10 protein-coding genes and 3 pseudogenes are annotated in these 11,425 nt (G+C 40.2%); 12 read left to right on the plus strand and 1 reads right to left on the minus strand.

Features of this window, described 5'->3' with window-relative positions:
- Positions 1 to 5: 5 nt before the first annotated feature.
- From NMM17_RS00250 to NMM17_RS00280, 7 genes and pseudogenes are all read left to right on the plus strand, one after another.
- Entirely contained in the window at positions 6 to 1,379 is a 1,374-nt protein-coding gene (locus NMM17_RS00250; RefSeq protein WP_000231805.1) for a M20/M25/M40 family metallo-hydrolase, read from the plus strand.
- Positions 1,372 to 2,433 (plus strand): methionine ABC transporter ATP-binding protein, encoded by a 1,062-nt coding sequence (locus NMM17_RS00255; protein ID WP_004260936.1) that lies wholly within the window; start codon positions 1,372 to 1,374, stop codon positions 2,431 to 2,433. Before NMM17_RS00250 ends, NMM17_RS00255 begins: the two co-directional genes overlap by 8 nt.
- A gap of 1 nt (position 2,434) precedes the next feature.
- Positions 2,435 to 3,127: a methionine ABC transporter permease gene (locus NMM17_RS00260; RefSeq protein WP_247942341.1), complete on the plus strand. Its 693-nt coding sequence runs from the start codon at positions 2,435 to 2,437 to the stop codon at positions 3,125 to 3,127.
- A 311-nt stretch (positions 3,128 to 3,438) separates the two neighbouring features.
- Positions 3,439 to 4,125, plus strand: coding sequence for an Rgg/GadR/MutR family transcriptional regulator (locus NMM17_RS00265; protein WP_302850807.1), 687 nt, complete (start codon positions 3,439 to 3,441; stop codon positions 4,123 to 4,125).
- 184 nt (positions 4,126 to 4,309) lie between these two features.
- Complete coding sequence (locus tag NMM17_RS00270) at positions 4,310 to 5,554, plus strand: transporter (protein ID WP_254753629.1); 1,245 nt, start codon at positions 4,310 to 4,312, stop codon at positions 5,552 to 5,554.
- A 16-nt stretch (positions 5,555 to 5,570) separates the two neighbouring features.
- Positions 5,571 to 5,699: pseudogene (locus NMM17_RS00275) on the plus strand (ABC transporter permease); the annotation flags it as partial.
- A gap of 106 nt (positions 5,700 to 5,805) precedes the next feature.
- A pseudogene (locus NMM17_RS00280) lies at positions 5,806 to 5,904 on the plus strand (ABC transporter permease); the annotation flags it as partial.
- A 38-nt stretch (positions 5,905 to 5,942) separates the two neighbouring features.
- Here NMM17_RS00280 and NMM17_RS00285 read toward each other — a convergent pair.
- Positions 5,943 to 6,512 carry an MptD family putative ECF transporter S component gene (locus tag NMM17_RS00285; protein WP_254753630.1) on the minus strand — a complete coding sequence of 190 codons (570 nt, stop codon included), beginning with the start codon at positions 6,510 to 6,512 and terminating at the stop codon, positions 5,943 to 5,945.
- Between the two features lie 134 nt (positions 6,513 to 6,646).
- On the opposite strand from NMM17_RS00285, the gene NMM17_RS00290 reads away from it, so the two are divergent.
- From NMM17_RS00290 to nrdI, 5 genes and pseudogenes are all read left to right on the plus strand, one after another.
- Positions 6,647 to 7,261 (plus strand): YesL family protein, encoded by a 615-nt coding sequence (locus NMM17_RS00290; RefSeq protein ID WP_000532348.1) that lies wholly within the window; start codon positions 6,647 to 6,649, stop codon positions 7,259 to 7,261.
- Positions 7,239 to 8,909 (plus strand): annotated as a pseudogene (locus NMM17_RS00295) (sensor histidine kinase). Before NMM17_RS00290 ends, NMM17_RS00295 begins: the two are co-directional and overlap by 23 nt.
- 11 nt (positions 8,910 to 8,920) lie before the next feature.
- Positions 8,921 to 10,207 carry a response regulator transcription factor gene (locus NMM17_RS00300; RefSeq protein ID WP_254753631.1) on the plus strand — a complete coding sequence of 429 codons (1,287 nt, stop codon included), beginning with the start codon at positions 8,921 to 8,923 and terminating at the stop codon, positions 10,205 to 10,207.
- A gap of 60 nt (positions 10,208 to 10,267) precedes the next feature.
- Complete coding sequence (locus tag NMM17_RS00305; protein ID WP_223330348.1) at positions 10,268 to 10,801, plus strand: ABC transporter permease; 534 nt, start codon at positions 10,268 to 10,270, stop codon at positions 10,799 to 10,801.
- A gap of 77 nt (positions 10,802 to 10,878) precedes the next feature.
- Positions 10,879 to 11,349, plus strand: a complete 471-nt coding sequence (gene nrdI / locus NMM17_RS00310) for a class Ib ribonucleoside-diphosphate reductase assembly flavoprotein NrdI (protein WP_254753632.1) — start codon at positions 10,879 to 10,881, stop codon at positions 11,347 to 11,349.
- The last annotated feature ends 76 nt before the right edge of the window (positions 11,350 to 11,425 follow it).

Raw genomic sequence — 11,425 nt, forward strand, 5'->3', positions numbered from 1 at the left:
AGAATATGGTTTTTCCTAGCGAACAAGAACAGATTGAAAAATTTGAAAAGGATCATGTAGCCCAGCATTATTTTGAGGTTTTGCGTACCTTGATTTCTAAGAAGTCGGTCTTTGCCCAACAGGTTGGACTTAAGGAAGTTGCCAACTATCTGGGTGAGATTTTCAAGCGTGTTGGGGCTGAAGTGGAGATTGATGAGACTTATACGGCGCCCTTTGTCATGGCACATTTCAAGAGTTCGCGTCCAGATGCCAAGACCCTGATTTTCTATAACCACTATGACACTGTGCCAGCGGATGGGGATCAGGTGTGGACAGAGGATCCCTTTACGCTTTCGGTCCGCAATGGCTTTATGTATGGGCGTGGGGTTGATGACGACAAGGGTCATATCACGGCTCGTTTGAGTGCTTTGAGAAAATACATGCAGCACCATGATGACCTGCCTGTCAATATCAGTTTTATCATGGAGGGAGCGGAGGAATCCGCTTCGACAGACCTAGATAAGTATCTAGAAAAGCATGCGGATAAACTCCGTGGTGCAGATTTGTTGGTCTGGGAACAAGGAACCAAAAATGCCTTGGAACAGCTGGAAATTTCTGGTGGAAATAAGGGGATTGTGACCTTTGATGCCAAGGTGAAAAGCGCTGATGTGGATATCCATTCTAGTTATGGTGGGGTTGTGGAATCAGCTCCCTGGTATCTCCTTCAAGCCATACAGTCTCTTCGTGCAGCAGATGGCCGTATCTTGGTTGAAGGTTTGTACGAAGAAGTTCAAGAGCCAAATGAACGTGAATTGGCCTTGGTGGGTACCTATGCCCAACGAAATCCAGGGGAAATCAGCCAGATTTATGGTTTGGAATTACCCCTTTTACAAGAGGACCGCGCAGCCTTTCTGAAACGTTTCTTTTTCGAGCCAGCCCTTAATATCGAAGGGATTCAGTCAGGTTACCAAGGACAAGGGGTTAAAACGATTTTACCAGCAGAAGCCAGTGCTAAGCTAGAGGTTCGTTTGGTTCCTGGTCTAGAACCGCATGATGTTCTGGAAAAAATTCGGAAACAGCTAGACAAAAATGGCTTTGATAAGGTAGAATTATACTATACCTTGGGAGAGATGAGCTATCGAAGCGATATGAGCGCACCAGCCATTCTCAATGTAATCGAGTTGGCCAAGAAATTCTATCCACAGGGCGTTTCAGTCTTGCCGACAACAGCGGGGACAGGGCCTATGCATACGGTCTTTGATGCCCTAGAGGTACCAATGGTGGCCTTCGGTCTAGGAAATGCTAATAGTCGAGACCACGGTGGGGATGAAAATGTGCGAATCGCCGATTATTACACCCATATTGAATTAGTAGAGGAGCTGATTAGAAGCTATGAGTAGAGATATTATCAAGTTAGATCAGATCGATGTGACTTTTCACCAAAAGAAGAGAACCATCACAGCGGTCAAGGATGTGACCATTCACATCCAAGAAGGGGATATCTACGGAATCGTTGGATATTCTGGAGCAGGGAAATCAACCCTTGTAAGGGTGATTAATCTCTTGCAAAAGCCATCTGCAGGGAAAATTACCATTGATGACGATGTGATTTTTGATGGCAAGGTGACCTTGACGGCCGAGCAGTTGCGTCGTAAACGTCAAGATATTGGAATGATTTTCCAGCATTTTAACCTGATGAGCCAAAAGACAGCAGAGGAGAATGTAGCCTTTGCCCTTAAACACTCTGGACTCAGCAAGGAAGAAAAGAAGGCTAAAGTAGCCAAGTTGTTGGACTTGGTTGGCTTGGCAGACCGTGCTGAAAACTACCCTTCACAACTATCTGGAGGGCAAAAACAGCGTGTAGCCATTGCGCGTGCCTTGGCCAATGATCCAAAAATCTTGATTTCAGACGAGTCAACTTCTGCCCTTGACCCTAAGACAACCAAGCAGATTTTGGCCTTGTTGCAAGATTTGAACCAAAAATTAGGCTTAACTGTTGTCTTGATTACGCATGAAATGCAGATTGTCAAAGACATTGCTAACCGTGTGGCAGTTATGCAGGATGGGCATTTGATTGAGGAGGGTAGTGTTCTTGAAATCTTCTCAGACCCTAAACAACCTTTGACTCAAGACTTTATCTCAACAGCTACAGGTATTGACGAAGCTATGGTCAAAATCGAGAAGCAAGAAATTGTGCAAAACCTGTCTGAAAATAGTCTCTTAGTGCAACTCAAGTATGCAGGTGCTTCAACAGACGAGCCACTTTTGAATGAATTGTACAAGCATTATCAAGTGACGGCGAATATCCTCTATGGAAATATCGAAATCCTCGATGGAACTCCTGTTGGAGAATTAGTTGTGGTCTTGTCAGGTGAAAAAGCAGCGCTAGCAGGTGCTCAAGAAGCCATTCGTCAAGCAGGCGTACAACTAAAAGTATTGAAGGGAGGACAGTAAGATGGAGTCATTGATTCAAACCTATTTGCCAAATGTCTATAAGATGGGCTGGGCTGGTCAAGCAGGCTGGGGGACAGCCATCTACCTAACTCTTTATATGACAGTTCTTTCCTTCATCATCGGAGGTTTCTTGGGGCTAGTTGCAGGTCTCTTCCTTGTCTTGACCGCGCCAGGTGGTGTCTTGGAAAATAAGGCTGTTTTCTGGATTTTGGATAAGATTACCTCTATTTTCCGTGCGGTGCCATTTATCATTCTCTTGGCAGTCTTGTCACCCTTCTCTCATCTAATCGTAGGAACAAGCATTGGTCCAAATGCGGCTATTGTACCCCTATCTTTTGCAGTCTTTGCCTTCTTTGCCCGTCAGGTGCAGGTTGTCTTGGCTGAATTGGATGGTGGTGTCATTGAGGCGGCTCAAGCTAGCGGAGCGACATTCTGGGATATCGTAGGTGTTTACCTATCAGAAGGTCTTCCAGATTTGATCCGTGTGACGACTGTGACCTTGATTTCCCTTGTTGGGGAAACAGCTATGGCGGGGGCAGTTGGAGCTGGTGGTATCGGTAACGTAGCTATCGCTTATGGATTTAACCGCTACAATCACGATGTGACGATTTTGGCAACCATTATTATCATTTTGATTATCTTTACAATCCAATTCTTGGGAGATTTCTTGACCAAGAAATTGAGCCATAAATAAAAATAGCTAGGACATCTGTACATCATTCATAAGAGTTGTCGTATAGCCAAGACTTAAAATTCTCTGTACTGGTTGCTATCAATCGTCGCTTTTATGAGTTAGAGAGTTAAGAATTGTGGGGAGTCAATATGCAAAATCTGGGAGAAGTTTTTAAAGAATTGAGAAAGAGTCGGAATGTATCTCTACAGGAGGCAACGGGAGGAGAGTTTACTTATTCCATGCTGAGCAAATTTGAGCGTGGAGAAGCAGACTTATCATCTATGAAATTGATTACTGCTTTAGATAACATCCACTCTGATTTGAATGAATTTATGTACTTGGTACGTGGTTTTTCTCAGAAAAAGGTTTTGGCTTTTCAAGAAAATCTCTGGGATCTATATGACAGAGAAGGGATTGATTCTCTCCATTCCTTGTATGAAGAGATGGCTCAAAAGTATAGATCAAGTGGTGAAAAGAGCTATCTTTTACAAATGATTCGTATCAAAAGCCTTCTTGTGTTTTTTGATTCAGAAATAAGAGCAACGGATGAAGAACTGACTTTTCTCTATGACTATTTTTTTACTATTGATATCTGGGGAAATTATGAATTGGAACTATTTTCAACGATTTCTACTTTGTTTCCTCTGCCCCTCTATTTTAAATATTCTAGGGAGATGTTGCAAAAGACGGATTTATTAGGCTCTTTACCTAGTAACAAAGTTGGTATTGACACCATTTTAATTAATGGACTCTTTAAAGCGATAGAGGAAAAGGATAAATTAAAAGCAGACTATTTTGTTTTTCAGATTGAAAAACGAGAATTGCCAGAATCTGAAGCTTATCTGAAAATCATTTATATGATTGCTAAAGGGTATTATGATACTATTTTTAATGTAGAAAATAAGGGTCTTGAAAAAATCCAGAGAGGCATTACAATCTTACAAGATTTAGAGTATGTAGGTGGTGCAAGATACTATGAAAACTATTTTGCAAATCAGCTTTCAAATAAAGATTTGTAATATATTCTCGTTACATCGACTGATGAAAAATAAATAGCCTTGTAGATGGATTGATAATTAGTAGTTTCTAGGCGCTAGAGTTTCTATTTTCAGAAAAAATATATTACAAAAAAGTGGGGAGCCCCGCTTTTTTTGTTAGACTGGATTCAATAGAATACTCTTTGAAATGTGAGAAAGGCCTGTTATGAAACTATTCTTAAGACATCATTTATTTAGAATACTGACCTTATCAAGGTTTTTGAGCTCAAGTGGAGCTTATATTTATAATCTGGTATTTATCGTTTATGCTGCGAGTCTACCCTTTAAAAATATAGCTGTATTTATGGCGAATATGATTACGATTTTACCTTTCCTATTTACTTTTTATGTTGGGATTAAGGCTGATCATACTCGGAATAAAGCAGGGACAATTATTTGGGTTGGTTGTGTGCAAAGTCTACTATTTCTTTTGATTGCTAGTGTGATTCATGACCAGAACTTCGTAACGTTTGCTATTATCTGTATGGTTAATATCTGTTCGGATATTTTATCAGATTATACAGCAGGACTTCGTATGCCGATTATCCAGCATAATATTTCGGAAGATAAGCTCTATGAAGCTTATTCCTTTACTCAGTTTGTTTCCTATTTATCAAATCTAGGAGGTCAAGCCTTAGGAGTGTGGCTACTCACAACAAGCCACCAAAATTTTTCTTTTGTTGCAATTGTGAATGCTGGCTTCTTTTTACTATCTTCTCTCATTTTGTTCAAAAATAGAAGAGAATTGACGCATTTGTCTGTAAGTGTAGAGGATAAGTCGATTAGTTTACTTCAACAAGTTAAGGCAATCTATGCGGACATGGATAATATATTTAGACAGAGAGAAAGTAAATCTTTGTTTAAAATAATTCTTGTCATTTTAGTGATGAATACTTTGGGAGGAGCAGTTGGAGGTATTTACCACTTTTATTTATTAGACCATACTATCTATCATCTCAGCTATGCTCAAGCTCTATTTTTAATTGAATGTGTTAGCTTGGGAGGAGCTATTCTTGGTAGCCTAACTCCTCATGATTATTTTGGGAAATTGTCTTTCTCAAGTTTGCTATCGCTCAATGCAATCCTGTTTGTATTACTTGCTACTGCTAATATTTTAGATTTTTCTCCTCTAGTAGGTGTTGCTTGCTTAGCTTTTGTCATGTATTTGATGTCGAAGTCAATGCCTAAATTAGATACTCTATTACTGTCTAATTTGAGCGCGGATGTATTAGCTCGAAGTAATAATCTCTTGAGTATGATTTTTTCCCTAACATTACCTTTGGGGATGTCTGTATTTTCCTTCTTAGCTTTGCAAGATATCAGGCTTTGTTGGTGGGTATTTTTGGTAGTGAGTGTGATAGGGTTGATTTTATCACTAGAAAAAAGAAGTTTTTCAGATAAAAAAGTTTAGCCTAGAAAGCTCAGGATTACTAGAAGATCTGTCGGATTTGATCCGTGTGACGACTGTGACCTTGATTTCCCTTGTTGGGGAAACAGCTATGGCTGGTGCGGTTGGAGCTGGTGGTATTGCTAACGTAGCCATCGCTTATGGATTTATACTCTTCAAAAATCAAATTCAAACCACGTCAGCGTTGCCTTGCCGTACTCAAGTACAGCCTGCGGCTAGCTTCCTAGTTTGCTCTTTGATTTTCATTGAGTATTAACCGCTACAATCACGATGTGACCATCTTGGCAACCATCATTATCATTTTGATTATCTTTGCAATCCAATTCTTGGGAGATTTCTTGACTAAGTCTTGAGTCATAAATAAAAAGAGCCGTGCGGCTCTTTTTATTTATCAGATTTTCTGTGCAAATTTTTTACTCAAGGCTTGTCCAATCAAGGCGCCAACTAGGGCTCCGATGACAACACTAGCGATAAATAGAAGGATGGTTCCAGGATTTGGTGCGACCATGATACGGTCGATATATTCTTGGGATTTTCCTCTTGCTAGAAGAGTAGCCATATAGGTTTGGGGCGCAATCCACATGAGTAAGATTGGACCAGTTGAACTAAAGGCGAAAATAATGAAAGAAAGCAAATTTTTTGTTTGGTCCTTGTATTTTCCTAAATGAGCTACTCCATCTGCTAGAAGACCACAGATAATTCCAGGAAGGAAGGCACCAGCACCGTGTTTGCTCCCCAAGAAAAAGAGGGCGATGACAAGGCCGATAGTGGTAATGGCTCCAAAGCGCGGAACTTTTGCGACTAGAATCATATAGACGCTACCGCCGACAAGGGCAGTAAAGGCAGGTGCATAAAACATGTTTCCAGTTTGGTCAAGGAGATTGCCCAAAAGGACACCAATCCCCATGCAGAGGAAGTAAAGAACTGCAAAGAGCAGTGTAGTTAAGATAGATTTGTTCATGAATTGTCTCCTGATAATTTTCTCACAATTCTCATTGTACCACGGTTTGGTGGGATTGTAAATGGATAGTCTATGTTTTTGAAAACGCTTGAAATATGATATAATAGTTTCATAGTTATTTTTAGGAGGATATCATGGGGAGATTTTTAGACTTTGTCTTTAATCGTTTCTTTTTAGGGATGATTGCGACAGCCTTCTTTTGGCTATTAACATTGGCAGGAGGGATTATCCTTGGTCTAGCGCCGGCTAGTGCCACCTTGATGAGCCTGTATGCAGAACATGGTTATAGCTTTCGGGAATACAGTTTGAAGGAGGCGTGGTCTCTTTATAAGCAAAATTTCGTCTCAAGCAACCTGATTTTCTATAGCTTTTTAGGGGTGGATCTAGTTTTGGTCTATGGCCTGTATCTCTTGGTGCAATTGCCTCATCAGACTATTATTCATTTGATTGCGACCTTTTTGAATGTCCTAGTAGTTGCCCTGATCTTTTTGGCTTATACAGTATCTTTGAAATTACAAGTTTATTTTGATTTGTCCTATCGAAATAGTCTCAAACTATCCTTGATTGGCATATTTATGAGCTTAGCAGCTGTGGCCAAGGTTCTCCTTGGGACAGTGCTACTTGTGGCAATTGGTTACTATATGCCTGCCCTACTTTTCTTTGTAGGAATTGGGATGTGGCATTTCTTTATCAGTGATATGTTGGAACCGGTCTATGAAAGTATCCATGAAAAATTGGCGACAAAATAGAATGAAGCAGTTTTGGCTACATACGCTTCTAAGAACCTACAGTTCAGTTATGATGATTATTATTGCGAGTTTTGCAATCTTACTCTCTTACGCTGACTGGGATTCACGGGAAAAGGAAGCTCAAAGAGTAGCCCAACGTGTAACCACTCGAACAGTCGATGAGGTGGAGTATTATTATCGGGAGTCAGCCCAACTGGCGCAAGATTTAGTAGCCAATCAAGACCGGATACAAGGGGTTTATAAGTACTTTAGCTTGTCAACTTCTGAGTATTTTTATTGGCTATTGGAGCATCAAGCAGCTTCGTCAACTTCTATTTCTCTGTATGAAAACATTGATGATCTTTATGTCCAAAATGACTCTATAACGGGTGTTGCAATCGTCTTGCAGGATTTTAAAGAAGTTTATGTTTCAACAAGGGATAAAAGAAGTGGTCATGTCTTGCCTGCTGAGGCCTTTAAACCAGAGGCCAATAGTTTTGGCATTCCAGTTCTGGACCCAGCAACGGATCAATCTATAGGAGTGATTTACATCTCCTTGGATCCAGAAGTCTTATATCATGCCATTGACAATACCCGAGGTCATATCCCGATGGCTGTGACTGTGACATCACCATTTGATACGGAGATTTTTCATATTGGTGAGAGGGTCAATAGGTAACATGAGAACTGGTTTGTCGGTTTTACCTCTCATGGATATCAGGTTCAGGTGGCAGTTCCTAAAAACTTTGTTTTACAAGGAACAGTGGCTAGCTCTGCTTTGATTGTGGGCTTGAGCCTTCTCTTTATTGTCATTCTCTATCTGACTTTGAGGAAGACTTTTGCTAATTATCAAAAGCAGGTAGTGGACCTGGTGGATTCCATCCAAGCTATTGCCAAAGGACAAGAAGGTCTTCGCATTGATACGCTTGAAAAGGATCAGGAATTGCTCCTAATCTCGGAGACGACCAATGATATGTTGGATCGCTTGGAAAAGAATATCCATGATATTTATCAGTTAGAGCTTAGTCAAAAAGATGCCAATATGCGAGCCTTACAGGCTCAAATCAATCCTCATTTTATGTATAATACGCTGGAGTTCTTGCGCATGTATGCAGTTATGCAAAGTCAAGATGAGTTGGCAGATATCATTTATGAATTCAGTAGTCTCTTGCGTAACAATATTTCCGACGAGAGAGAGACCCTTCTCAAACAGGAATTAGAATTTTGTCGTAAATACAGCTATCTCTGCATGGTTCGCTATCCCAAGTCCATTGCCTATGGTTTCAAGATAGACCCAGAGCTAGAGAATATGAAAATTCCTAAGTTTACCTTGCAACCGCTGGTAGAAAACTATTTCGCGCATGGTGTTGACCACAGACGGACAGATAATGTGATTAGCATCAAGGCGCTTAAACAGGATGGTTTTGTAGAAATTTTAGTGGTCGATAATGGTCGTGGAATGTCGGTTGAAAAACTGACAAGTATTAGAGAAAAATTAAGTCAGAGACATTTTGAACACCAAGCCAGTTACAGTGATCAAAAGCAGTCTATCGGGATTGTCAATGTCCATGAGCGTTTTGTGCTCTATTTTGGGGACCGCTATGCCATTACTATAGAGTCTGCGGAGCAAGCAGGTGTTCAGTATCGTATTACAATTCAAGATGAGTAGAAAGGGAGAAAATGTATAAAGTATTATTAGTAGATGATGAGTACATGGTGACAGAAGGTCTGAAACGTTTGATTCCCTTTGATAAGTGGGATATGGAGGTCGTCGCAACAGCCAGTCATGCCGATGAAGCCCTAGAATATGTTCAGGAAAATCCTGTCGATGTGGTCATTTCCGATGTCAATATGCCCGATAAAACAGGGCTTGATATGATTCGGGAGATGAAAGAAATCTTACCAGATATTGCCTATATCCTTCTCTCGGGTTATCAGGAGTTTGATTATGTAAAAAGAGCCATGAACCTTAGTGTGGTGGACTATTTGGTCAAACCTGTTGATAAGGTAGAGTTGGGAAATCTGCTGGAGAAGATTGCAGGTCAGCTCGGCGAGAGAGGAAAGAAAAGTCAGACCCTTAGTCAAGATTTAGATGAGGCTGGATTTGTTAGTTATCTAGGAGGTGAGGAGAATTGGTGGATAGGCCTATCCAAGGAAAAACAAGGATCTTTTACCATTCCCTACTATGTCTTGGGTCAAGACTGGCAGATTTTTATTTCTGATAAACCCCTAGATGGTTTAGTCGTTACTCCCTTTGAAGCTCCTTATCAAGAACACTTTGAACGCTGGAAGTTGAATGCTGAGAAAGCCCTCTTTTACGGTTCTGTAAATCTACAACAGTCTGAGAGTCTCTTTGCCTATTACGAACCGATTTATAGGGTTATCATTCAGGGGAACCTCAATCAAATCGTGGAAGAGTTAAACCTCTTGGAGAAGGTGGTTCTTGAAAATACGCCGCGTGTTCCCATTACCAAACAGCTTTTTATCCAGTTTATCATGGATGTCTTTCATTTGTTTGAACATCTAAAGGCTGATGATTTGACGGATATTGTCAAAACGATTCATGCTATTCAAACCTTCGATGAATTGGTTCCTTATATCAAGGAAACTCTGACTCGATTCTTTGGACAATATCGGATGAATGAAAATGTGGTTAGTGTGCTAGAAGTCATTGGGCGTGATTATCAGAAAGAACTTTCCTTCAAGGATATCAGTAAGGATCTCTTTATCAATCCTGTCTATCTGGGACAGTTGATTAAGCGAGAAACCAATTCGACCTTCGCAGAGTTACTAAACAAACAGCGCATTAAGGCTGCCCAACAGCTCTTGCTTTCAACTAGTGACAGCATCGAAGATATTTGTTATGCTGTTGGTTACAGTAATGTTGGATATTTCTATAAAGTGTTCCGAAAATTGTGCGGAAAATCGCCAAAAGCCTACCGAAAACAGGTAGAAACGACATTATAAAATTTGTATCCCTTTACAAAAAGTGCTATAATATCAATAATAATATCAGGAGGTTCTATTATGAAAAAGAAACCAATTTATCTATGGGTCTTGCTAATCTTGTCTGCTCTTATTTCAGCTATGTCTCTGTTTGGAATGTTGAGTCCCTTGCCTAGCAAAGAAGTCCTTCGTGCTAAACAGTCACATGTTGCAGGACTTAGTGCCCAGCAATTAGAAGACAACATCAATTACACCTATAGAGTAGCAGAATCATCTCATTCTATTTTTAATATGGCCTTGATTGTACTGTCTGCTATTTTAGTTGTAGTAGCGATTGTCTTCCTTATTCGTAAAAATTTGCAATATGCAAACTATACTTATGTCGGCTATGTTTTGCTAGCCATTATTGGTTCGATTTATGGCTATGTTAGTTTACAAGACGCTGTGCAGTTAGTTCACGATGAGACCATGCGTTTAGGGATAAGTGTTATTTCACAAGCCGTTAGCATTTTCTATATCGTCATCAATGTTCTTTTCTTAGCCCTTGTCTTCTATAAGATGTGGCGTCAACAGAAAGCCTTGGCGGAAGAAGAGGAAACAGAAGATCTTGCTTAAGTATTGACAAAAAAGAGCTATCAAGTTACAATCTTGGTAGTTCTTTTTCGATTAAAAATAAAATCATGGAGGAAAATATGAAGACAATTTCTTTAGTTTATATTAGTTTGAGTGGCAATACTGAGAGTTTTGTGACGCGCTTGAAAGACTATCTCTTGTCCCAGTACGAGGGAATTGAGGTTCAAAAGATTCATATCAAGGATTTGGTCAAGGAAGGTCACGATTTCTATGAAATGGACCACCCTTACGTCGCCTTTCTACCGACCTACCTTGAAGGTGGGAATGGCGTGGATAATGGAGATGTAGAGATTTTGACGACATCAGTGGGGGATTTTATCGCCTATGGTGACAATGCTAGTAAGTGTTTTGGCGTGGTTGGCTCAGGAAATCGTAACTTTAATAACCAATACTGCCTGACAGCTAAGCAATACAGCCAACGCTTTGGTTTCCCTGTCTTGGCTGACTTTGAAATGCGAGGCATGCTGGAAGATATCAAACGTGTCGCAGCGATTATCGCAGATTTGTATGAGTTGGAAAGGGAGAATTAATACTCAATATAAGAGGTGGTTGAAGTTGTTCAACTGCTTTTTGAGTATAAACAGTCTTTGAGAACGTAAAAAAGCA

The sequence above is a fragment of the Streptococcus sp. CF7_Ac1-12 genome (assembly GCF_024295905.1).
In the GTDB taxonomy this organism is placed as follows: Bacteria; Bacillota; Bacilli; order Lactobacillales; family Streptococcaceae; genus Streptococcus; species Streptococcus mitis_AP.

Excerpts from the sequence above, each read along its gene's own strand:
- NMM17_RS00260 (WP_247942341.1), top strand. The coding sequence starts at position 2,435 with ATGGAGTCATTGATTCAAACCTATTTGCCAAATGTCTATAAGATGGGC.
- NMM17_RS00300 (WP_254753631.1), top strand. The coding sequence starts at position 8,921 with ATGTATAAAGTATTATTAGTAGATGATGAGTACATGGTGACAGAAGGT.
- NMM17_RS00305 (WP_223330348.1), top strand. The coding sequence starts at position 10,268 with ATGAAAAAGAAACCAATTTATCTATGGGTCTTGCTAATCTTGTCTGCT.
- NMM17_RS00285 (WP_254753630.1), bottom strand. The coding sequence starts at position 6,512 with ATGAACAAATCTATCTTAACTACACTGCTCTTTGCAGTTCTTTACTTC.
- NMM17_RS00265 (WP_302850807.1), top strand. The coding sequence starts at position 3,439 with ATGTACTTGGTACGTGGTTTTTCTCAGAAAAAGGTTTTGGCTTTTCAA.
- NMM17_RS00255 (WP_004260936.1), top strand. The coding sequence starts at position 1,372 with ATGAGTAGAGATATTATCAAGTTAGATCAGATCGATGTGACTTTTCAC.
- nrdI (WP_254753632.1), top strand. The coding sequence starts at position 10,879 with ATGAAGACAATTTCTTTAGTTTATATTAGTTTGAGTGGCAATACTGAG.
- NMM17_RS00290 (WP_000532348.1), top strand. The coding sequence starts at position 6,647 with ATGGGGAGATTTTTAGACTTTGTCTTTAATCGTTTCTTTTTAGGGATG.
- NMM17_RS00270 (WP_254753629.1), top strand. The coding sequence starts at position 4,310 with ATGAAACTATTCTTAAGACATCATTTATTTAGAATACTGACCTTATCA.
- NMM17_RS00250 (WP_000231805.1), top strand. The coding sequence starts at position 6 with ATGGTTTTTCCTAGCGAACAAGAACAGATTGAAAAATTTGAAAAGGAT.